Genomic DNA, 20559 nt, shown 5'->3' with positions numbered 1-20559 from the left:
TGACGCACGATCTCCTTCGATCCGAAAGCTCGGTCACCGCCTGACCCTCTGATCCGGGAGTAGCGCATGCAGACGACGACGGCGCCCAAGGTCGAGCTCCCCGAGGACCACCCCGGCTTCTCGGACCCCGCGTACCGGGCCAGGCGGGACGCCATCGCCGCCATCTCGAGCTCCTACGAGGCCGGCGGCGCCATCCCCGACGTGCCGTACAGCGAGGTCGAGAACGGCGTCTGGCGGACCGTGCTGACCGAGCTGGACAAGCTCCACGAGGTCTACGCCGCCAGGGACTTCCTCACCGGCGTCGAGCGGCTGGGGCTCCCGCGGGACCGGGTCGTCCAGCTCTCGGAGGTCACCGAGCGCCTGCTCGAGACGAGCGACTTCCGGATCGCCCCCGTCCCCGGCCTCGTGCCGACGAGGACGTTCTACGGCAGCCTGGCCGCCCGCACGTTCATGTCGACCCAGTACCTGCGCCACGAGTCGGTGCCGCTGTACACGCCGGAGCCGGACGTCATCCACGAGATCGTCGGGCACGGCAACATGCTGGCCAACCGGGACTTCGCGGACGTGTACCAGCTGGCCGGGCAGGCGTCCCGGCGGGCCGAGACCGCCGAGTCCCTCGACTTCTTCAGCCGGGTGTTCTGGTTCACCCTGGAGTTCGGGGTCGTGTGGGAGGACGGCGAGCTGAAGGCCTACGGCGCCGGGATCCTGTCGTCCTACGGCGAGATCCAGGTGTTCCGCGAGGCCGAGATCCGCCCGCTCGACGTGCCGGCCATGGGCACCCTCGAGTACGACATCACGAAGTACCAGCCCGTCCTGTACGCGGCGGACTCGTCGGCCCACCTGCTCGACACCCTGGCCGACTTCTTCGGCACCTACGACGAGGACGCCTACCACCGCTGGATGGAGAAGGTCCCGGCCGCCTGAGCCCGTCCCTCGACGAGCGCTGCCGGTGGTGGGGCCGGCGGCGGCAGCTGCTGGCCCGGCCGGCGGCCGACCCACTGGCCGCGCTGCGGGCCGTCGTCGGCGTGTACGCCGCCCAGCCGAGCGGCCCGCTGTCGCTCCTCGCCCGCGTCCGTCGCCTCGACGCGGCCGCCTACGAGCGGCTGGAGGACGAGCGCCACGCCGTGCGGATCGGCGCCATGCGGACGAGCGGGTACCTCGTGGCCGTCGAGGACGCCGACCTGGTGCGGGCGGCGACGGCCCGGCCGGCGGCGGCCCACGCCTGGCGCCTTCGCGACGCCGGCATCGGCGACGACGAGCACCGCCGGCTGCGGGCCGCCGTCCTGGCCGCCGCCACCGAGCCGCGGACCACCGCCGAGCTGGCCGCCGCGGCCGGCACCGACCGGCCGCTCGCCCCCCTGCTCCAGACGATGGCCTTCGCCGGCGAGCTGGTGGCCGTGCGCCCCGCCGGGCTGCGGTCCAACGCCGCCCGCCACGTCGCCACCGAGGCCTGGCTGGGCCGGCCCTTCGCCGACCGGCCGGCCGCCGCCGCGCTGGCCTGGCTGGCCGGGCGCTACCTCGCCGCCTTCGGCCCGGCCAGGGTCGAGGACTTCCGGTGGTGGGCCGGGGTGCCGGCCGACGCGGCGGCGGCCGCCGTCGCCGAGGTCGACACCGTGGACGTGGGCGACGGCCTCCGCCTGCCGGCCGGTGACCTGCCCGCCTTCGACCGCCTCCGCCGGCCCCGCCGGGCCACCGTCGACCTCCTGCCCAAGTGGGACTGCTGGACGATGGGCTACCCCCGCGACGGCCGCCGCCGCTTCGTCGACCCCGACGCCCAGGCCCTGATGTACGACCGGGACGGCAACGCGCTCGGCGTGGTCCTGGCCGACGGCCTGGCCGCCGCCACCTGGGGCCTCCGGGAGCGGAGGGGCCGCCTCGACGTCGACCTCGCCTGGCTCGACCGCCCCGGCCCGGCCCTGGCGTCGGCCGCCCGCGCCGCCGTCGACGCGGCGGCCGCCTTCCTCGGCTTCCCCGGCCGGGTCGACGTGCGGGAGACGGCCGGTTGAGGCCTCAGCCGGCGGCGTCGAAGCGGGCGACGACGCGCTTCGGGGCGGTCAGGCGCCAGCTGGTGGTGAGCAGCTCGGCCAGCTCGTCGGGGTCGACGTCGGCCACGAGGCGGACGCCGAGCCAGCCGTAGCGGCCCACGTAGGCGGGCACGAACCACGGCTCGCCCTCCGCCAGCAGGGCGGCCCGCTCCTCGGGGTCGGCCTTGAAGCTGGCCGACTCCTCCCCCGGCTCGCCGCCGGCGGCGGCGAACATCTTCCCGCGCACCCGGAACGTCGGGTGGCCCCAGGTCTCCCGTTCCTCGGCCTCGGGGAGGGCCAGGCAGGCCCGGCGCACGTCCTCCAGGGTCGCCACTAGGCCCGGCCGGCGGCCTGGCGGCCCCGGCGGGCGACGGCGTCGATGCTGGCCGCCACCAGCAGCACGGCCCCCGTGACCATGAACTTCACGTCCGAGGACTGGCCGAGCAGGTCCATGCCGTTGGCGATCGAGCCGATCACGAGCGCCCCGAGCAGGGCCGACCACACCGACCCCTTGCCGCCGAACAGGCTGGTGCCGCCGATGACGGCGGCGGCGATGGCGTTCAGGAGCAGGTCGCCGCCGCCCGACGACTGGCTCACGGCCCGGCCCCTGGCCGCGAGCAGCACCCCGCCGGCCGCCGCCAGGGTGGACGCGAGGGTGAAGACGGTGACCCGCACGGCGTCGACCCGGATGCCGGCCCGGCGGGCGGCCTCGGCGTTGCCGCCCACGGCGTACACGTGCCGGCCGAACCTCGTCCTCGTGGACAGCAGGTCGAACAGCACCACCAGCCCGCCGAAGATGACGGCGGCGAGGGGCAGGCCCCGGTCGTCGGTGAACACGGCGGTCGCCACGGTCAGCCCGACGACGACGAGCAGGGCCCGCACCACCCAGGTCCTCGCCGGGGCGAGGGGCAGCCCGGCCTTGGCCCGGCGGGCCCGCTGGAACACCACGCCGGCGACGTAGGCGACCATGACGGCCACGGCGAGGGCCCAGGAGACAGGGTCCGAGAAGAACGTGCCGGTCAGGTCGACGATGTTCTCGTCCCTGATGTTCTTCGAGCCGGTGTCGCCCAGTGTGAAGAGCAGCGCGCCGCTCCAGGCCAGGAACCCGGCCAGGGTGACGACGAAGGCCGGCATGCGCAGCTTGGTGATCCAGACCCCCTGCACGAGGCCGACGGCGGCGCCGACCCCGAGGGCGAGCAGGATGGCCAGCCACCCCGGCCACCCGTGGTCGACGTTGACGACGGCCATCACGGCTGCCGCGAACCCCGACAGCGCGCCCACCGACAGGTCGATCTCGCCGAGCAGGAGCACGAGCACGATGCCGACCGAGATCGTGCCGAGGCCGGCGATCTGGAGCACCAGGCTGGTGAGGTTGAACGAGGACAGGAAGCGCTCGTTCTCCAGCCAGAAGTAGATCCACACGACGGCCAGCCCGAAGGCGACGGGGAGGCTGCCGAGCTCGCCCTGGGTCAGGCGGCGGCGGAAGTCGGCGACGGCGCCGGCGAAGCCGGGCCGGGCGCCGACGAGGCGGGGGTCGACCTGCGCGGTCGTCACGAGGCGGCCGCCTCGTAGGCCTCGTGGACCTCGGCCCGGTCGGCGCCGGTGATCGCCGCCACCACCGTCTCGGCCGTCGCCTCCTCCTTGGAAAGGGTGGCGACCCGGCGGCCGAGGCGGAGGACGACGATGCGGTCGGCCACGGCGAACACGTCGACCAGGTTGTGGCTGATGACGAGCACGCCGAGCCCCTGCTCCCGCAGCCGCCGGATCAGGTCGAGCACCTGGCGGGTCTGGGCCACGCCGAGGGCCGCCGTCGGCTCGTCGAGGAGGACGAGCTTGGGCGACCCCATCGTCGAGCGGGCGACGGCGATGGACTGCCGCTGCCCGCCCGACAGGGAGGCGACCGGGATGCGGACGTCGGGGATGCTGACCGACAGCCGGGCCAGCAGCTCCCGCGCCTCCTGCTCCATGGTGGCCTCGTCGAGCCAGCGGAGGGCCCCGGTCGGGCCGGTCGCCCGCCGCTCCCGCCCGAGGAACAGGTTGGCCACCACGTCGAGGTTGTCGCAGAGCGCGAGGTCCTGGTACACGGTCGCGATCCCGAGCGCAGCGGCGTCCTTCGGGCCGGTGACGTCGACCGTCCGCCCCTCGAAGCGGAACTCGCCGTCGTCGATGCGGTGGATGCCGGCGATGGCCTTCACCAGGGTGGACTTGCCGGCGCCGTTGTCGCCCACGAGGGCGACCACCTCGCCGGCGTCCACCTCGAAGTCCACGTCGGTGAGGGCCTGGACGGCGCCGAACCGCTTCGAGACGCCGCGCAGCTCGAGGAGCGGGGTCACGGCCCGGCCCTACTCCAGCCCGGCCTCGGCGCAGGCGTCGGCGAAGTCGGCCGTGCAGATGTCCTCCACGGACCAGAACTCGTCGGCGACGACCGTGTCGGCGATGTTCTCGCGCGTCACGGCGACCGGGGTGAGCAGCACGGACGGCACCATGCCGGCGCCGTTGTCGACCTCGTCGTTGACGAGGCCCTCGGGCGGGTCCTCGCCCCGGCCGAGGGCGACGGCGAGCTCGGCGGCCGTCTCGGCCTCGTCCTTGATGGCCTTGTAGACGGTCATGAACTGGTCGCCGGCGAGGATCCGCTGGATGGCGGCCAGCTCGGCGTCCTGCCCGGTGACCGGGGGCAGCTCGGAGAAGTTGGCCGCCTCCATGGCCGCGATCGCCCCGCCGGCCGTGCCGTCGTTGGCGGCGTAGACGCCGTCGATGCCGTCCTCGCCGAGCTGGGCGATGGCCTGGTCCATCTCCTGCTGGGCCTCGTCGGGGCTCCAGTCGGGCGTGTCGTACTCGGCGCCGATGGTGAGGCCGCTCTCGTCGAGCACGCTGTGGGCGCCGGCCTTGAACTGCGAGGCGTTGTTGTCGTCCGGCGAGCCGTTGATCATGACGATGGTGCCGTCGTCGGCCCCGTCCTCGGCCAGCCGGTCGACCAGGGCCTCGGCCTGGAGCCGGCCCACCTCCTCGTTCTGGAACGAGAGGTAGTAGTCGACCTCGGTGTCGAGGATCAGCCGGTCGTAGCTGATGACCGGGATGTCCTGGCCGGCGGCCTGCTCGACGATGGCGCCGGCGGCCTGGCCGTTCACCGGGTCGAGCACCATCACGTCGGCGCCGTTGGCGATGGCCGCCTCGGCCTGCTGCTGCTGGCGGGACTCGTCCTGGTCGGCGTTGCTGTAGATGATCTCGCACTCCGGGCAGAGCTCCTCGACCTTGGCCTCGAACATCGGCCGGTCCTGGGTCTCGTACCGGGTGGTCTTCGTCTCGGGGAGCAGGAGGGCGATCTGGATGGCGTCGCCGTCGCCCGACGCGCCGCCCCCGTCGTCGTCGTCGTCGCCACCGCAGCCGGCGGCGACGAGCACGCCGGCGAGCAGCACGGCGCCGAGCCGGAGCGCTCGCCGCCTGGGGTCTCGGGTCATGTCACATCTCCCTGGTGCAGCCGGGGGTCGGCACGGACCGTCGCACTCTCGCCCGCGTGGACGGGCGGGTCAAGCACCCCCCGTCGCGACCCGGCCGCAACCCGTCAATGAGCGCCGGAAAACTACACGCCATGAGGCGTTATCTGGGGCCCTTCCGTCTTGACACCAACGCGACGATGACGCCACCCTGAACGTACCGCCACGCCGGCGTCGAGGTCTGGTGGAGCTGCCGGCGGAACTCGGCTCCGACCCCGTGTCGGCACGGCGCGCGACAACGGACACGGCAGAGCCGCGCCGCCACCATGGCGCCGCTCCGCGGGCGCAAAGGAGCGGGTGTATGACCCTCACCGAGCAGCAGCTGATCGACCTGGACGACCTGGACCTGCCGTTCGTGTCGTTCACGAGCGACGAGTACCAGGCCGATCCCCACGGGGTCTGGCGGAGGGCACGCGAGCAGAGCTGGCTGGCCAGGACCGAGATCGCCGTCAACGTGATCCCGTACAAGGCCAACTTCGAGATGATGCGCACCCGCCAGCTCACGACGATGGGCGACACGATCATGCGCATCCAGGGCGTGCTCGACGGCCCGATGTACCGGTACTGGACCGACGGGCTGATCATGTGCATGAACGACCTGCGCCATGCCCGTCTGCGCAAGCTCCTGTTCCCCGCCTTCACCCCCCATTCGGTGGACCGCTTCCGGCCCATGATGCGCGAGGTCGTGCACCGGCTGGTCGGGGAGTTCCGGGAGCGGGGCGAGTGCGACTTCGTCAAGGAGTTCTCGCACCGCTACCCGGTCGAGATCATGGCCCGCCTGCTCGGCCTGCCCACCGACGACATCGACGTGTACGGCCAGTGGGCCGTCGACATCGGCCTGCTGTTCTCGTTCCCGGTGGCGCCGGTGGCCGACCGGGTGGAGAAGGCGATCTCGAACCTCTACGAGTACGCCGGCAAGCTCATCGAGGACCGGCGCCGCAACCCGGGCGACGACCTCCTCACGACCCTCATCCAGGTGGAGGAGGACGGCGAGCGCCTCACCTACGACGAGCTGCGCTGGCAGGTCGTGAACCTCACGTTCGCCGGCCACGACACCACGAAGAACTCGACCACGTTCCTGATGCGGCTGTTCTGCGAGCACCCGGACCAGTGGCAGAAGCTGCGGGAGGACCCGGGCCTCGCCAACAACGCCATCGACGAGGGCATGCGCTTCGACCCGGTGATCCCGGCCACCATGCGGACGACGGTCGAGGACTTCGTCTACGACGGGGTCCGCTTCCCGCCGGGCACCCCGATCATGCTGCGGGCGGACACGTCGAACCGCGACCCCGCGGTCTTCGAGGACCCCGACGTGTTCGACATCACCCGGCGCAACGCCGACAAGCAGATCACCTTCGGCGGCGGCGTCCACTACTGCCTCGGGGCCAACCTGGCGAGGGCCGAGCTCCAGGAGGCCCTGCCGATCCTGGCCGAGGCCATGCCCGACGTCCGCATCGTGGGCGAGGCGGACTGGCGGGCCCGCTCGTCGATGCTCCTCGGCGCCGAGTCGTTGCCGGTGGCGTTCAGGTAGTTCCGGCAGCGTCCACGATCCGCCGGCGCCGCCGAGGCAGCCCCCAGCCGTCCTGGTGGCGCTCCGCCTCGAGTTGGCGCCGGCGGACGTGGAGAAGGTCGCCGCGCGTGCAGATGCCGACGAGGCGGCCGGCGTCGACCACCGGCACGTGCTCGATCGACTCCTCGAGCATCCGGTGCAGCACGGTCAGGGCGGTGTCGCCGGGGCCGACGGACACGACGTCGCGGCTGGCCGCCTCGAGCACGGAGGCCCCGTCGTCCGCGCCCGTGCGCAGCAGGTCGCCCCTGGCGACGATGCCGACGCAGCGGCCGTCGCCGTCGACCACCGGGTAGGCGCCGTGCCCGCCCGCCGCGAACCGGCCCCTGGCGTCGCCGACCGTCGCCGTCGCCGGGAGCACGTCCACCCGCGCCGTCATGATCTCGGCCACCGGCACCGTGCCGAACGGGTCGACCTCGTACTCGGTGCGGACCCTCAGCCCCCGCCGGGTGAGCTTCTCGGTCATGATGCTGTCCCGCACGAGGGCGGCGGCGAGCAGGTCGGCGAGGACGCTCGCCAGCATCAGCGGCAGGATCACGTCGTAGTCGCGGGTCAGCTCGAACACGAACACGATCGAGGTGAACGTCGCCCTGGTGGCCGCCCCGAACGTGGCCGCCATGGCGACGACGGCGAACGCCCCGGGCGACACGTGCAGCCCGGGGAACAGGGCGGCGACGCCGTGGCCGACGAGCCCGCCGTAGCCGGCCGACACGAGCAGGATCGGCGCCAGGGTGCCGCCCGACGTGCCCGAGGCCAGGGCGAACCACCAGGCGACCAGCTTGGCCCCGGCCAGCAGGGCGATCGTGCCGACGGTGAGGCGGTCGGCGAGCACGTCGCCGATGGCGTCGTAGCCGACGCCGAGCGCCCGCGGCACGGCGAGCCCGACGGCCGCGAACGCCACGGCCCCGAGGACCGGGTGCCAGAACTCGCCGACCGGGAGCCGCCGGTACCAGCCCTCGATCGTGAACAGGCCCCGGGAGAGGACGACGGCGAGCAGCCCGGCGCCGACGCCGAGCACGGCGAAGGCCGGCAGCACGCCGAGGCCGGCGTAGTCGTGGGGCGGCACGGCGAACAGCGGGCCCTCGTCGAACAGCAGCGAGTGCATGCCGCCGGCGATGCTGGCCGCCACCACGAGCGGGACGAACGCCCTCGTCGAGAACTCGAACAGCAGCAGCTCGATGGCGAGGACGACCGAGGCGAGCGGCGCGCCGAACGTCGCCGCCATGCCGGCGGCGGCGCCGCTGGCGAGCAGGATCTTCCGCTCGGCCGGCGACACGCGCACGACCTGGCCGAGCAGCGAGCCGAGCGACCCTCCCGTCACGATGATCGGCCCCTCGGCGCCGAACGGGGCCCCGGTGCCGATGGCGATGGCGGCCGACAGCGGCTTGGCCAGGGCGGCGCGGGGCGCGATGCGGCTCTGGCGGGTGAGGATGGCCTCCATGGCCTCGGGGATGCCGTGACCGCGGATGACCGGCGACCAGCGGGCCAGCGCGCTCACCGCCAGCGCGCCGAGCACGGCCGCCACCACGATCTGGGGCCCGGCCACCAGCTCGGTGGACGGCGGCGCCTGCCAGCCCCACCGCTGGAACAGCGCGAGGTTGGTGAGCAGGCCGATGAGGTGGACCAGCACCCACGCGGCGCCGCCCCCGGCGGCACCGAGGACGGCGGCGAGCGCGGTCAGCAGGACGAGTCGGGACGGCGGGGTCGGGGCGGCGGCCACGTCGTCCTATCATATCGTGTCACGAGGTATCAGGATCGTGGCACGAGCTGACCTGCCCGACCGGGACTACCGGGCCCTCGCCCGGTTCCGCCGCGCCCTTCGCCGGTTCCTCGCCTTCTCCGAGCAGGCGGCGAGGGAGGCCGGGGTGACGCCGGCGCAGCACCAGCTGCTGCTGGCCGTGCGGGGCCACGACGGCGACGGCCCCCCGTCGACCTCGGACCTGGCCGCCGCCCTCCAGCTGAAGGTCCACTCGGTGGTCGAGCTGATCGACCGGGCCGAGCGGGCCGGCCTGGTGGCCCGCCACCAGGACCCCGCCGACGGCCGCCGCCAGCTGGTCACCCTGACCGACCGGGGGCGGGACGTGCTGCGGGGCCTGGCGGCGGCCCACCGCGCCGAGCTGCGCCGCGTCCGGCGGGAGCTGCTGGACGCGCTGCGCGAGCTCGACGAGGCCTAGCGGCCGCCGACGAAGCCCTCGGCCTGGGTGCCCTCGTCGGCGACGCGGACGCCGTAGTGGTAGGTGAGCTTGCCGCCGAGCCACCCTGACACGGCCAGCAGGGCGAGGGCCACGACCGACAGCAGCACGCCGCCCGTCGTCGAGTCGCCCTGGTCCAGGTGGTCCTGGCGGACGAGCAGGGACGCGGCGAACAGCACGACCACGGTGACGTTGCTGGTGGCGTGGGTCAGCCCCGTGCGCAGGGCCCGCGTCCCCCTCGGGATCGTGAGCAGGTCCATCAGCCCGAACACGGCGGCCACGAGCGCGGACACCACGCCGATGGCGATGAGCCAGAAGGCGCCCTTGGCGAACACCTCGGGCTCCCCCGCCTCGTGGGAGACGAGGTCGAACACGAGGCTCGTCACCCAGGCGCCGATGGGCACGGTGACGAGGAGCGGGTGGAAGGGGTGGCCGTACGGACCGGCCACCGGGGTCAGGGGCCGCTTGGCCCGGTGCTCGACGGCGACGTCAGCCATGGGTGCCCTCCTGCCGTGAGGATCGTCGCCACCAGTTCTATCACGAATTTTCGTTTGTCATAGAGAGGGCGTGCTCCAGCTGCTCGCGGACCGGGTCGGGCAGGGTGGTCGTCACGACCTTGCCCTCGAAGCGGCCGAGCTCCCGGAGGACCTCGTCCAGGCGCACGTCGGCCACGAGGAGCAGCAGCGCCGAGGTCCCCGGGTCGATCCACTCGGCCATCTGGCGCACCCAGCCGTCGTCCAGGCCGACGTCGACGAGCTTCCCGTAGAGCGCGCCGCTGGCCCCGCCCACCGCGCCGGCGATGGCCCCGCCGAGCGGGCCGCCGACCAGCGTGCCGATGAGGAGCCCCCACCAGCCGCCGGCGAGGGCGCCCCGGCCGGGCGTGACGTCGACGGTCTGGCGGATGGCCGACCGGCCCTGCTCGTCCTTGGTCACGATGACGGCGTCGGCCAGCTTGATCGCCCCCTCCTGCTGGAGGTGGGCCAGGTTGAGGAGGACCTCCTCCGCCCGGCTGGGCTTGTCGAACACGATCGCCACCAGCTCGTCGGCCATGGCCGGCACCGTACCCACGGCGACGGTTGCCTTCCCGGGCCGGCCGGGTACCCGCCCGACGTGCACGACCTGCCCGTCCGGCCGCCGGTGGCGCCCATGCTGGCCCGCCTCGCCCGGCACCTGCCCGAGGGCCCCGGGCTCGTGTACGAGCCGAAGTGGGACGGGTTCCGCTGCCTCGCCTTCCGCTCGGGCGACGAGGTCGACCTCCGCAGCCGCAACGACCGGCCCTTCGCCCGCTACTTCCCCGAGGTCGTGGCCGGCCTGCTGGCCCTCGGCGACGCCCGGCTGGTGCTCGACGGCGAGCTGCTCGCCTGCCGGGACGGGCGGGCCGACTTCGACGCGCTGTTGGCTCGGCTCCACCCGTCGGCCACCTGGGTGGCCCGCCGGTCGGCCGAGACGCCGGCCGTGCTCGTCGCCTTCGACCTCCTCGCCGCCGGCCGCGACGACCTGCGGGACCGGCCCTTCGCCGAGCGCCGGGCCCGGCTGGAGGCCGCGCTCGCGGGCGACCGGGGCTGCGTGCTGCTCACGCCGGCGACCTCCGACCCGGCGGAGGCGGCGGCCTGGCTGGCGACCGAGGACCCGGGCATCGACGGGGTGGTGGTGAAGGACGGCGCGTCCCCCTACCGGCCGGGCGTGCGGGCCATGGTCAAGGTGAAGCACGAGCGCACGGCCGACTGCGTCGTGGCCGGCGTGCGGCTGCGGGAGGACGGCGTCGGCTCCCTGCTCCTCGGCCTCCACGGCGAGGACGGCACCCTCCACCACGTCGGCGTGGTCGCCTCGTTCCGGCGGCCGCAGCGCCGGGAGCTGCTGGCCCGCTTCGCCCCGCTGGCCGTCGCCCTCGCCGACCATCCGTGGCGGGACGGGTTCGGCCTCGAGGGCGGCCGGCTCGGGCGCATGAAGGGCGCCCCCGGCCGGTGGACCCCCGACCTCGCGCAGGACTGGCTGCCGGTGCGGCCGGCCGAGGTGTGCGAGGTGGCCTTCGACAAGGTCGAGGGGCTGCGGTTCCGCCACCCGGCCCGCTTCCGGCGCTGGCGGCCGGACCGGGACCCGGCGTCGTGCACCGTCGACCAGCTCCGGCCGGCGCCGTGAGCGACGTCGAGGTCGCCGTCGAGGGGCGGGTGGTCCGCCTCTCCAGCCTCGACCGGGTGCTGTGGCCGGCGGCCGGGGTGACCAAGGCCGACCTGGTCGACTACTACGCGCGGGTGGCGCCGGTCCTCCTCCCCCACCTCGCCGGCCGGCCGCTCACCCTCCACCGCTTTCCCGAGGGCGTCGGCGGCCCCCACTTCTTCCAGACCCGCACGCCGCCCCACCCCGACTGGGTGTCGACCCAGCGGATGTGGACGTTCACGTCCGGCAAGCAGGTCGACGCGCCGGTGGTCGGCGACCTGCCGTCGCTGCTGTGGGCGGCCAACCTGTCCACGATCGAGCTGCACCCGTTCCTGTCGACCGGCGCCGCCCTCGACCGGCCGACCATGCTCGTGCTCGACCTCGACCCCGGCGAGCCGGCCGGGCTGGTCGAGGCCTGCCGGGTGGCGCTCGACGTGCGCGACCTGCTCGCCGGCATCGGGCTGGCGTCGCTCGCCAAGGTCTCGGGCCGCAAGGGCCTCCACGTCCAGGTCCCGCTGGCGCCGGGCCACACCTACGACGAGACGAAGGCGGTGGCCAGGGCGCTCGCCGGCGCGCTGGCCCGCGTCCAGCCCGACCGGGTCGTCGACCGGATGGCGAAGGGCCTGCGCCGGGGGCGGGTGTTCGTCGACTGGAGCCAGAACGACGCCGGCAAGTCCACCGTCGCGCCCTACTCGCTGCGGGCCGGCACGGTGCCGACCGTGGCCCTCCCGGTCACCTGGGAGGAGGTCCACACGGCCGTCGCCAACGGCGACGCCGCGGGGCTGGTGTTCGGGCCCGGCGACGCGCTGGCCCGGGTCGAGGAGCTGGGCGACCTGTTCGCGCCGCTCCTCGCGGGCGACCAGCGCCTGACTGTGCCCCGCGGCGCCCGGGTAGAGCGGCCCTGACGCCCGCCGCCCAGGAGGCACCTTGTTCAACCCGCTGGAGCACCAGGGGATCGCCGTCGAGGACCAGCTCCGCTCGTGGTCGGAGCTGAACGTCGAGCCCTACGACAAGCGCTCGATCCACCCCTACAGCCGTTCCCGGATCATCCTGATGAACGGGATCGAGGTCGAGTCGATCCTGTTCTCCCACCAGTTCGCCCGCCACTGCGACACCCCCGAGATCCGCCAGGCGCTGGCCCTCGGCCGCCGGGTCGAGGCCCAGCAGCAGAAGGCGATCAACTGGCTGAGCCCGGGCGACGAGACGCCGCTCGAGACGACCATCGGCTACGAGCAGGTCGCCATCGACCTCACCGCCTGGCTGGCCCGCAACGAGCCCGACCCCTACATCAAGCAGGTGTTCGACTTCGGCCTGCTCGAGGACTTCGACCACCTGTACCGGTACGCCAACCTGTACGAGCTGATCAACGGCGGGCAGGCCGAGGAGCTCACCCGGCGGCTGACCGAGATCACGCCGGGCCGGCCCACGTTCGTGGAGCACCGCCACCCCACCGACGACGTCCGCCGCCACTACGACCGGCACACGGTCGACCCGCTGTCCCGGCTGCACGTCCTCACGCTCGTGGCCGGCGAGCAGCAGACCATGAACTTCTACATGAACCACGGGCCGGACTTCATGGAGCCCGTGGCCCGGGGGCTGTACCTCGAGATCGCCATGATCGAGGAGCAGCACGTCACCCAGTACGAGTCGCTGATGGACCCGCTCGAGTCGTGGCTCCAGCAGCTCGTCCACCACGAGTACAACGAGTGCTACCTGTACCACTCGTTCATGGACGAGGAGACCGACGAGCGGCTCCGCCGGCTCTGGGAGCTGCACCTCGACATGGAGCTCGGCCAGCTGCAGGTCGCCTGCCGGCTGCTGCGCAAGTTCGAGGGGGTCGAGCCCGAGGAGATCCTCCCGCCGGCCCTGCCCACGCCGGTGACCTTCGAGCAGAACGTCGACTACGTCCGCGAGGTGCTCGCCACCCAGGTCGACCTGCGGGCCGACGGCGTGGACTTCGTCGACGCCGCCGACGAGCCGGCCACCAGCCGCACCTACCGGGAGCGGGTCAACGAGGGCGGCGTCCCGAGCGAGCAGGTGATCGAGGAGAACCGCGCGGCCAACGGCCGCGAGTACCGCGACGAGCTGGCCGGCGAGCACCCCGTCGTCGACCTGCGCGAGCAGACCGTCGGCTGAGGAGGCCACCACCGATGCCCGTGATCACCACCACCAAGGACACCGGCGGGCGGGGCGTCCTCACCGCCATGACGTTCGTGCCGCCCGACGCGTTCATGACCCCAGGCGAGCTCGCCGCCTTCGCGCCCGGCACCGGGCTGAACGGCCAGTTCCTCGCCGACCTGCTCAGCCAGTTCCTCGCCCACGAGCAGTGCGGCGTCCACCTCTACCGGACCGTCGCCGGCCTCACCCAGAACCCGGTGCTCCAGCGCCGCTACGAGGAGTTCCTCGCCGAGACCGAGCACCACGTCGACGTCCTGGAGCGGCTGATCGCCGCGCTGGGCGGCGACCCGGGCTACGTGAGCCCGGCGGCCAGGCTCACCCACGCCATGGACGCGAAGATGCTGGAGGCGGTGGCGCTGATGGCCGGGTCGGCGGACATCCTCCCCCTCGAGATGGCCATGCTCGAGGCCGTCGTGCTGGCCGAGACCAAGGACGCCGCCGACTGGAAGTTCCTCCACGCGCTCGGCGAGGCCATGGACGAGGGCGAGGGCAGGACGGCCGTGCTGGCCGCCGTCGCCGAGGTCGAGCCCCAGGAGGCCGACCACATCGGCTGGGCCATCTCGATGTGGCAGCAGATGGCGATGGTCCAGGCCAGGAGCAAGACGGCGATGACCCTGGCCTCGCTCGGCGAGAAGCTGGTCGGCAAGGTCCAGGACGCCATCACCTGACGGCCGGGCCCCGGCGCAGGGCGAGCACCTCGCCCAGCAGCTCCTCCGTGGCCGCGGCCACGGGGGAGCGCCGGGCCGCCGGGTCGAGGACGGCGAGCGGCCGGCCCCCGGCGTCGGCCACCACGCCGCCGGCCTCCTCGACGAGCAGGGCGCCCGCCAGGTAGTCCCACACGCCGTGGTGGTCGTCGTCGGTGTTGACGTAGGCGTCGAACCCGCCGGCGGCCACGTGGGCCAGCTCCAGCGCGGCCGCGCCGAGGGCCCGCATGCCGGCCCACGGCCGGCCGGCCGGGGCCGGGCCGGACAGGGCGACGAACGCGCCGGCCAGCGACCGGCACCCGCTCACCCGCAGCCGCGCCCCGCCCGACCAGGCGCCCGCGCCCCTCGCCGCCTCGAAGGACCGGCCGGTGGCCAGGTCCACGACCAGCGCGGCGACGGGCCCGTCCCGGTCCACCGCGCACAGGCTCGCGGCGCAGAGGGGCAGCGACCGGGACGCGTTGGCCGACCCGTCGACGGGGTCCACCACGACGACGAGGTCGCGGTCGAGCCCGGTCGCCCCGCTCTCCTCGCTGAGCACGCCCACCCCCTCGGCGTCGAGGACGGCCAGGGCGGCCTCGTCGGCCACGAGGTCGAGCGCGTACTGATCCGACCGGTCGCCCGCCGCGGCGCGGTCCTCGACCCGCTCCAGCGCCGCCGCGACCTCCGCCGCGCACCGGCGGAGCAGGCCGGCGACGTCAGCGACCGGCACCGGCCGGCTGGCGGCTGGCCGCTCCCGACGCGACGGCGGCCCAGGCGTCGGCGAGGCGGTCGGCGGCGTCGTCCCAGGTGGGGAGGCGGCGCACGGCCCTGGCCGCGGCCCGCTCCATGGCCCGCCGGCGCCGGGGGTCCTCCAGCAGGGCGGTCACGTGGGCGGCCAGCCCGGCCGCGTCCCGGCCGACGGCGAGCGCGCCCGACGCCACGGCCGGCCGCAGCCCCTGCGCGCCGACCGGCGTGGTGACGACGGCCCGGCCGGCGGCCAGGGCCTCGAGCACCTTCACCTTCACCCCGCCGCCGACCCGGAGGGGCACGACGACGAGGTCCGCCGCGGCCAGGTACGGCCCCACCTCGGGCACACCGCCGGTCACGGTCACGGCCGGGTCGCCGGCGAGGGCCGTCACCTCGGGCCCGGGGGCGTTGCCCACCAGCCACACGGCCGGGTCGTGGCCGGCGGCCCGGACGGCCGGCAGCACGTCGCCCACCAGGTGGCGCACGGCGTCGACGTTCGGGGCGTAGGCGAAGTTGCCGACGTAGGCGAGCACGGGCCGGCCGGCCGGCCGCTCGGCGGGCTCGGCGCGGCCCGTGGCCGACAGGTCGGCGCCGTCGGGCACGACCACCACCGACACGTCGGGGGCGGCCGCCCCGATGGCCTCCGCGTCCTCCTCGGTGACGGCGGCGCACCCGTCGGCCGCCGCCCACACCGACGCCTCCCAGGCCGCCGTCCGCCCGGCCTCGGCCAGGTGCTCCTCCCGCTCGGCCGCCGAGCCCGCCACCGCCGCCCGCTGCCGCCAGAGCGACGACTCCACGTTCTGCTCGACGACGAGGACCGGGGGCCGCTCCCCGGGGCCGGGCAGCAGGTGCCACAGGTAGGAGCCCTCGACGTGGACGAGGTCGAGCCCGTGGCGCAGGCGGCGGGCCAGCCAGCGGGACGCGGCCGGCGAGCAGTGGCGCAGCACCTGGGCCGGCAGGGACGGGTCGTGCCGGCACGCCTCGGCCGCGAACACGGTCGCCGGGCAGACGTCGGCCCGGAAGGCGTCGAGCTCGGCCAGGTCGTCCTCCGGGGTCTTCGTGACGGCGCAGACCTCGAGGTCGACCCGGCCGGCGAGGCGGGCCAGGAGCTCCAGCTCGCGGCGCCGGCCGCCGCTCCAGCCGGCGTAGGGCAGGTGGCAGGTGAGGAACAGGACGCGCATGTTCGGCCCTTCCGTACCCCGCGGCGACCGCCGCAGCACGCCGTAGCGTCCGGCCATGGCCAGCCCCTTCCGCCACCCGGTCGACGTGCGCTACCTCGAGGTCGACCAGCAGGGGGTGGTCTTCAACATGTGGTACCTCGCCTACCTGGACGAGGCGATGGCGGCGTTCCTCCGCCACGGCGGGCTCCCCTACCCGGAGATGCTGGCCGGCGGCCACGACGTCCAGCTCGTCCACACCGACGTCGACTGGCGGGGCTCCCTCGCCTACGGCGAGCGGGGCGAGGTCGAGGTGGCCCTCGCCCGGCTGGGGCGCACCTCGTTCACCCTCGACTTCGCCGTCACCGCCGGCGACCGGGTGGTGGCCACGGCCAGCACGGTCTACGTGGTCGTCGCCACCGACGGGTCCGGCAAGCGGGAGGTGCCGCCGGCCATCAGGGACGCGCTCGGGGAGGTCAGGCCCCTCCACCGCTGAGGTGGTCGCGGCGGAGGTGGTCGCCGAGCACGTCGTCGCCGAAGTCGGCCGCCGGGTCGCGGACCACGGTGTGGACGTGGTTGGCCCCGTCCTGGGTGTTGTCGAGCTCGATCACCAGGCGGGGCCCGGCCAGGCGGTAGTAGTGCCCGGCGCCCGGCCGGTCGGCGCCGGCCCAGGCGAACGCCGCGTCGGACGGGTCGGGGCGGGGGGCGCCGTCCGGGAAGCGGCCGAGGTACACGTCGAGCAGGGCGGCGGCCGCGCCCGCCGCCGGGCCGGCGAGCGCGGCGAGGGGCACGCCCACCGGGGCGAGGGGCCCGTCGAGGCGGGCCGCGTTCCTGGTGACGATGTCCCGCGGGGCCTCGTCGGCGATCGTGGCCGACGCACGCTGCTCGGTGGTGAGCGCGTGCAGGAGCTCGAAGCCGAGCGCCTCCTCGGGCCCGAGCGGGTCGCTGACCACCCGGTCCCCGTCGGTGACGACGGCCGGGTTGGCCCCGAGGAACAGCGGGGTCATGCGCACTTCGCCGCCGGCCAGCGTGGCGTGGACGGACACGTGGTGGCCCTCGAACCGCCACCCCCACGGCTCCGTGCCCGGCTCGCCGAACACCGCGACCCAGTAGTCGTCCCGGTGGCGCCGGTCGTCCCGGTGGCCCTCCAGGCGGCCGAGCACCTCGTCCAGGGACTCGATGGCGACGGCCCTGGCGAAGGCCGGAAGGGCCAGGGCGGTGGCCAGCAGGCGGTGCACGGCCTTCGCGCCGGCCCGGTCGAGCGCCCACAGCGCCACCCCCTCCCTGGGGGCCGGCCAGTAGGCCCACTCGCGGCGGCGCCCGTCGAAGGGGAGCCGGGCGGCGGGGGCCAGGTCGAGCACGGAGGTGGCCGCCGCGACCATCGTCGGTGTGTGCACGGGACGGAACTTAGGGGCGAGACTGTCCGGCCATGGACGACCAGTACGCCGGGCCGCTGCTGCAGCTCGTGCCCGGCGCCCGACTCGCCGGCCCCGACGAGGTCCCCGGGCTCGTGGACGACGCGGCCCGCAAGCTCGGCGCCGACGGCGCCGTCATCTACGTCGTCGACCACGAGCAGCTCGTGCTCCGCCCCGTGCCCGGCCCCACCGCGGGGCAGGAGACGGCCGTCGACACCACCGTGGCCGGCCGGGCCTTCCGGACGACGTCGTTCCAGCAGTCGGTCAGCGGCGGCGTGCGCCGGGTGTGGGTCCCGCTGCTCGACGGCCTCGAGCGCCTCGGCGCGCTCGAGCTCCGCTTCCCGGCCGATGCCGAGGTCCCCGACGACGAGACCCTCCTCCAGTTCGAGGCCCTCGTCGCCGACCTCGTGCTCACGAAGGGCCAGTACGGCGACCTGTTCGAGGTGGTCAGGCGCCGCCAGCCGATGTCGCTCGCCACGGAGCTGACCCGCCAGGCCCTGCCCCCCCTGACCTTCGGCACGCCCCAGGTGGTCGTCACCGCCGTGCTGACCCCGGCCTACGACGTCGGCGGCGACACGTTCGACTACGCCGTCGACGGCCAGACGGCGAGGGTCGCCATCTTCGACGCCATGGGCCACGGCCTCCAGGCCGGGCTCATGTCGACGGTGGCCGTCGCCGCCTACCGCCACAGCCGCCGCCAGGGCCTCGACCTCGAGGCCACGGCGTCGGCCATCGACCTCGCCCTCGGCACCCAGTTCGGCCCGGAGCGCTTCGTCACCGCCGTGATCGCCGAGCTCGACCTCGCCTCCGGGCGGCTCCGCTGGGTCCTCCACGGCCACCCCGAGCCCCTGCTGCTGCGGCACGACAAGGTCGTGAAGCGCCTGGGCGGCAACACCCGCCCCCCGCTCGGGCTCGGCGTCGTGCCCGAGGTGGCCGAGGAGTCGCTGGAGCCGGGCGACTCGGTGCTCCTGTTCACCGACGGGGTGGTCGAGGCCAGGTCGGCCGACGGGGAGTTCTTCGGGGTGGACCGCCTGGCCGACCTCGTGGCCAGGGAGTCGAGGGGCGGCAACCCGCCCCCCGAGACCATGCGCCGGCTCGTCCAGGCCATCCTCACCCACCAGGCCGGCGACCTCCAGGACGACGCCACGACGGTCATGGTCGGCTGGCGAACCCGGGGAGCGGAGCGGACCCGGCCGATGTAGGCCGGCCGGCCGGGCGGCCGGGTCAGGTGCGGCCCTCGGCCTCCTGGGCGGCCCGCAGGCTGCGCTCGTCCTCGGCCGCCCGCTCCTCCCAGTCCGCGTGGAACACCGGCCAGCCGGCCTCCCGCACGGCGGCGACCACCACCGGGTCGTCGTCGACCACGATCGCCACCTCCCGCCGCCGGGCCAGGTCGCGGAGGATGCCGACCTTGACGGCGGCGGCCGGCCGCCGGTCGCCGGCCCGGCGCATGAGCAGCCGGTGGCCGCCGATGCCGTGCCGGTCGAGCCAGGCCTCGGTGTCGCCCTTCAGGTGGACGGGCCGGCCGGTCAGGTAGACGACGTCGTGGTCCTCGGCCAGGCGCTGCACGAGGGCGATGCCCTCCGGGTGGGGCGGATCGGCGGCGGCCGCGGCGAAGAAGGCGTCCCAGTCCTTCGGCCGCCGCCGCACGTGGTGCACCCGGTGGCGCACGTCGGCCACCACCCCGTCGATGTCCACGATCGCGATCGGCCGCTCCCCGTCCTGCGCCATGCCCCCTGCCTACCCCCCGCGGTGGTTGCCGTGGGGGGTGATCGGGTAGCGAGCGGGGAGATGCCGACCGCGACGCTCGCCTCCCGCCTCGAGCGGGCCCTCGACGGCGGTGGGGACGCCCTCGACGGGCTGGCCGGCGCCCGGCCGGTCGACCGGCGCGACGCCGCCGTCGCCCTGCTCACGGTCCACGACCTGCACCTCGCGCCGCTCGACGCGGTCGGCGAGCGGACCAGGTGGCAGCACCACCCGGCCGTCGCCGCCCTGAAGGGCGCGCTGGAGGAGCGCCACCTCGCCCGGCTGCCCGGCTGGCCGGGGCCCGCCGAGCCGGTCGACGACGCCGTCGCCGCCCTCCGCCGGCTGGCCGTCGCCGACCAGGTGCCGGCCGTGTACGCCTGGCTGGCCGAGGCCGCCGGGTGGGACGACGCCGTCGGCTTCCTCGTGCTCGAGGGTGGCCCGGACGGCGGGTTCGACGACCTCGTCGCCCTCTGCCAGGTCGGCCTCGCCGGCGAGCCCAAGCTGGAGATGGCCCGCAACTACTGGGACGAGATGGGCCGGGGCCGGGCCGCCGACGTCCACACCGAGCTGCACCGGCGGTTCACGGCCGCCGCCGGCGTCGCCCTGCCGCCGCCCGCCGGGCAGCCGGTCGAGGCGCTCGAGCGGCGCCTGCTCGGCTCCGTGCTGGCCACCAACCGCGCCCTCCAGCCGGAGCTGGTCGGCGCCCTCGGGCTGATCGAGCTGCGGGCCGGGCCCCGCTGCCGCCGGGTCGTGCAGGGCCTGCGCCGCCTCGGCGCCCCGGACGACCTCGTCACCTTCTACGCCGAGCACGCCACCGCCGACCCCCGGCACGGCCGGGACTGGCTCGACCACGTGGTCGCCCCGCTGGCCGCCGACCCCCGCTGGGCCGCCGGCATCGTCAGGGGCGCCCGCTGGCGGGCCGAGGTCGACGCCCGCTTCCTCGCCGCCGCCGCCCCGCCGGCCGCCACCGAGCGGGCCGCCCGGGCGGCCTAGTACCGCCACCCCGCCCGGCCGCCGTCGCCCGAGCACACGGGGCCGGCTCGCCAGCCTCCCCGGCCCCCGTCGCCGGGCGGCGCGGGGGCGAAACTCAGTCCCAGTCCGCCCGGTCGGCGTAGCCGAGGCGGGCGGCCAGGTCCCGGACGACGGCGCCTCGGAGGGCCGGCTCGAGCTCGGCGGCCCTCGCCTCCCAGCGGCGGGGGCGG

22 protein-coding genes are annotated in these 20559 nt (G+C 75.0%); 11 read left to right on the top strand and 11 right to left on the bottom strand.

Annotated features, from left to right (window positions below; genetic code table 11):
* The first annotated feature begins 66 nt into the window (after window positions 1-66).
* Both VGB14_09580 and VGB14_09575 read left to right on the top strand, forming a co-directional pair.
* Window positions 67-924, top strand: coding sequence for a phenylalanine 4-monooxygenase (locus tag VGB14_09580; GenBank protein ID HEX9993163.1), 858 nt, complete (start codon window positions 67-69; stop codon window positions 922-924).
* A 101-nt stretch (window positions 925-1025) separates the two neighbouring features.
* Window positions 1026-2006 carry a crosslink repair DNA glycosylase YcaQ family protein gene (locus VGB14_09575; protein ID HEX9993162.1) on the top strand — a complete coding sequence of 327 codons (981 nt, stop codon included), beginning with the start codon at window positions 1026-1028 and terminating at the stop codon, window positions 2004-2006.
* A gap of 4 nt (window positions 2007-2010) precedes the next feature.
* Here VGB14_09575 and VGB14_09570 read toward each other — a convergent pair whose 3' ends face one another.
* From VGB14_09570 to VGB14_09555, 4 genes are read right to left on the bottom strand one after another with little or no spacing between them, the layout of a single operon-like run.
* On the bottom strand, window positions 2011-2340 hold the full coding sequence (locus tag VGB14_09570) for an MmcQ/YjbR family DNA-binding protein (GenBank protein ID HEX9993161.1): 330 nt from the start codon (window positions 2338-2340) through the stop codon (window positions 2011-2013).
* 17 nt (window positions 2341-2357) lie between these two features.
* Window positions 2358-3578: a hypothetical protein gene (locus VGB14_09565; GenBank protein ID HEX9993160.1), complete on the bottom strand. Its 1221-nt coding sequence runs from the start codon at window positions 3576-3578 to the stop codon at window positions 2358-2360.
* Window positions 3575-4357 carry an ATP-binding cassette domain-containing protein gene (locus tag VGB14_09560; protein ID HEX9993159.1) on the bottom strand — a complete coding sequence of 261 codons (783 nt, stop codon included), beginning with the start codon at window positions 4355-4357 and terminating at the stop codon, window positions 3575-3577. The genes VGB14_09565 and VGB14_09560 overlap by 4 nt, the downstream gene beginning before the upstream one ends.
* A gap of 9 nt (window positions 4358-4366) precedes the next feature.
* Complete coding sequence (locus tag VGB14_09555; GenBank protein ID HEX9993158.1) at window positions 4367-5482, bottom strand: sugar ABC transporter substrate-binding protein; 1116 nt, start codon at window positions 5480-5482, stop codon at window positions 4367-4369.
* A 337-nt stretch (window positions 5483-5819) separates the two neighbouring features.
* Between VGB14_09555 and VGB14_09550 the strand changes: the two genes are divergently transcribed.
* On the top strand, window positions 5820-7049 hold the full coding sequence (locus VGB14_09550) for a cytochrome P450 (protein HEX9993157.1): 1230 nt from the start codon (window positions 5820-5822) through the stop codon (window positions 7047-7049).
* On the opposite strand, the gene VGB14_09545 is transcribed toward VGB14_09550, so the two are convergent.
* Window positions 7042-8805, bottom strand: coding sequence for a chloride channel protein (locus VGB14_09545; protein HEX9993156.1), 1764 nt, complete (start codon window positions 8803-8805; stop codon window positions 7042-7044). The two genes, VGB14_09550 and VGB14_09545, sit on opposite strands and share 8 nt — an antisense overlap.
* A gap of 37 nt (window positions 8806-8842) precedes the next feature.
* On the opposite strand from VGB14_09545, the gene VGB14_09540 reads away from it, so the two are divergent.
* Complete coding sequence (locus tag VGB14_09540) at window positions 8843-9259, top strand: MarR family transcriptional regulator (GenBank protein ID HEX9993155.1); 417 nt, start codon at window positions 8843-8845, stop codon at window positions 9257-9259.
* Here the strand turns inward: VGB14_09540 and VGB14_09535 are convergent.
* Both VGB14_09535 and VGB14_09530 read right to left on the bottom strand, forming a co-directional pair.
* A complete protein-coding gene (locus VGB14_09535; GenBank protein ID HEX9993154.1) occupies window positions 9256-9774 on the bottom strand; it encodes a DUF2231 domain-containing protein in 519 nt (172 codons plus the stop codon). The two genes, VGB14_09540 and VGB14_09535, sit on opposite strands and share 4 nt — an antisense overlap.
* Before the next feature lie 40 nt (window positions 9775-9814).
* Entirely contained in the window at window positions 9815-10327 is a 513-nt protein-coding gene (locus tag VGB14_09530) for a DUF1269 domain-containing protein (GenBank protein HEX9993153.1), read from the bottom strand.
* A gap of 60 nt (window positions 10328-10387) precedes the next feature.
* On the opposite strand from VGB14_09530, the gene VGB14_09525 reads away from it, so the two are divergent.
* Genes VGB14_09525 through VGB14_09510 form a run of 4 tightly spaced genes read left to right on the top strand, consistent with a single transcriptional unit; the run spans window position 10388 to window position 14280 of the window.
* On the top strand, window positions 10388-11416 hold the full coding sequence (locus tag VGB14_09525; protein ID HEX9993152.1) for an ATP-dependent DNA ligase: 1029 nt from the start codon (window positions 10388-10390) through the stop codon (window positions 11414-11416).
* The gene (ligD, locus tag VGB14_09520; protein HEX9993151.1) at window positions 11413-12339 is read left to right on the top strand and encodes a non-homologous end-joining DNA ligase; all 927 of its coding nucleotides are present in this window, start codon (window positions 11413-11415) and stop codon (window positions 12337-12339) included. Before VGB14_09525 ends, ligD begins: the two co-directional genes overlap by 4 nt.
* 22 nt (window positions 12340-12361) lie before the next feature.
* On the top strand, window positions 12362-13570 hold the full coding sequence (locus VGB14_09515) for a hypothetical protein (protein HEX9993150.1): 1209 nt from the start codon (window positions 12362-12364) through the stop codon (window positions 13568-13570).
* 14 nt (window positions 13571-13584) lie between these two features.
* Window positions 13585-14280, top strand: coding sequence for a ferritin-like domain-containing protein (locus VGB14_09510; GenBank protein HEX9993149.1), 696 nt, complete (start codon window positions 13585-13587; stop codon window positions 14278-14280).
* On the opposite strand, the gene VGB14_09505 is transcribed toward VGB14_09510, so the two are convergent.
* Both VGB14_09505 and VGB14_09500 read right to left on the bottom strand, forming a co-directional pair.
* Entirely contained in the window at window positions 14273-15025 is a 753-nt protein-coding gene (locus VGB14_09505) for an inositol monophosphatase family protein (protein HEX9993148.1), read from the bottom strand. The two genes, VGB14_09510 and VGB14_09505, sit on opposite strands and share 8 nt — an antisense overlap.
* Window positions 15012-16280 (bottom strand): glycosyltransferase, encoded by a 1269-nt coding sequence (locus VGB14_09500; protein HEX9993147.1) that lies wholly within the window; start codon window positions 16278-16280, stop codon window positions 15012-15014. The genes VGB14_09505 and VGB14_09500 overlap by 14 nt, the downstream gene beginning before the upstream one ends.
* On the opposite strand from VGB14_09500, the gene VGB14_09495 reads away from it, so the two are divergent.
* Complete coding sequence (locus tag VGB14_09495; protein HEX9993146.1) at window positions 16279-16695, top strand: thioesterase family protein; 417 nt, start codon at window positions 16279-16281, stop codon at window positions 16693-16695. The two genes, VGB14_09500 and VGB14_09495, sit on opposite strands and share 2 nt — an antisense overlap.
* On the opposite strand, the gene VGB14_09490 is transcribed toward VGB14_09495, so the two are convergent.
* Complete coding sequence (locus VGB14_09490) at window positions 16676-17596, bottom strand: DUF3500 domain-containing protein (protein HEX9993145.1); 921 nt, start codon at window positions 17594-17596, stop codon at window positions 16676-16678. The two genes, VGB14_09495 and VGB14_09490, sit on opposite strands and share 20 nt — an antisense overlap.
* 32 nt (window positions 17597-17628) lie before the next feature.
* Between VGB14_09490 and VGB14_09485 the strand changes: the two genes are divergently transcribed.
* Entirely contained in the window at window positions 17629-18816 is a 1188-nt protein-coding gene (locus VGB14_09485) for a PP2C family protein-serine/threonine phosphatase (GenBank protein HEX9993144.1), read from the top strand.
* A gap of 22 nt (window positions 18817-18838) precedes the next feature.
* On the opposite strand, the gene VGB14_09480 is transcribed toward VGB14_09485, so the two are convergent.
* On the bottom strand, window positions 18839-19342 hold the full coding sequence (locus VGB14_09480; GenBank protein HEX9993143.1) for a hypothetical protein: 504 nt from the start codon (window positions 19340-19342) through the stop codon (window positions 18839-18841).
* A 60-nt stretch (window positions 19343-19402) separates the two neighbouring features.
* Between VGB14_09480 and VGB14_09475 the strand changes: the two genes are divergently transcribed.
* On the top strand, window positions 19403-20350 hold the full coding sequence (locus VGB14_09475) for an iron-containing redox enzyme family protein (GenBank protein HEX9993142.1): 948 nt from the start codon (window positions 19403-19405) through the stop codon (window positions 20348-20350).
* Window positions 20351-20559: the final 209 nt, after the last annotated feature.

This window comes from Acidimicrobiales bacterium (genome assembly GCA_036399815.1).
GTDB lineage: Bacteria > Actinomycetota > Acidimicrobiia > Acidimicrobiales > DASWMK01 > DASWMK01.
This window is presented reverse-complemented; position numbering and strand designations above follow the sequence as displayed.

What these genes read in the sequence shown, in the direction of transcription:
- VGB14_09555 (HEX9993158.1), bottom strand. Translation starts at nt 5,482, where the DNA reads ATGACCCGAGACCCCAGGCGGCGAGCGCTCCGGCTCGGCGCCGTGCTG.
- VGB14_09530 (HEX9993153.1), bottom strand. Translation starts at nt 10,327, where the DNA reads ATGGCCGACGAGCTGGTGGCGATCGTGTTCGACAAGCCCAGCCGGGCG.
- VGB14_09485 (HEX9993144.1), top strand. Translation starts at nt 17,629, where the DNA reads ATGGACGACCAGTACGCCGGGCCGCTGCTGCAGCTCGTGCCCGGCGCC.
- VGB14_09580 (HEX9993163.1), top strand. Translation starts at nt 67, where the DNA reads ATGCAGACGACGACGGCGCCCAAGGTCGAGCTCCCCGAGGACCACCCC.
- VGB14_09475 (HEX9993142.1), top strand. Translation starts at nt 19,403, where the DNA reads ATGCCGACCGCGACGCTCGCCTCCCGCCTCGAGCGGGCCCTCGACGGC.
- VGB14_09495 (HEX9993146.1), top strand. Translation starts at nt 16,279, where the DNA reads ATGGCCAGCCCCTTCCGCCACCCGGTCGACGTGCGCTACCTCGAGGTC.
- VGB14_09500 (HEX9993147.1), bottom strand. Translation starts at nt 16,280, where the DNA reads ATGGCCGGACGCTACGGCGTGCTGCGGCGGTCGCCGCGGGGTACGGAA.
- VGB14_09550 (HEX9993157.1), top strand. Translation starts at nt 5,820, where the DNA reads ATGACCCTCACCGAGCAGCAGCTGATCGACCTGGACGACCTGGACCTG.
- VGB14_09535 (HEX9993154.1), bottom strand. Translation starts at nt 9,774, where the DNA reads ATGGCTGACGTCGCCGTCGAGCACCGGGCCAAGCGGCCCCTGACCCCG.
- VGB14_09480 (HEX9993143.1), bottom strand. Translation starts at nt 19,342, where the DNA reads ATGGCGCAGGACGGGGAGCGGCCGATCGCGATCGTGGACATCGACGGG.
- VGB14_09510 (HEX9993149.1), top strand. Translation starts at nt 13,585, where the DNA reads ATGCCCGTGATCACCACCACCAAGGACACCGGCGGGCGGGGCGTCCTC.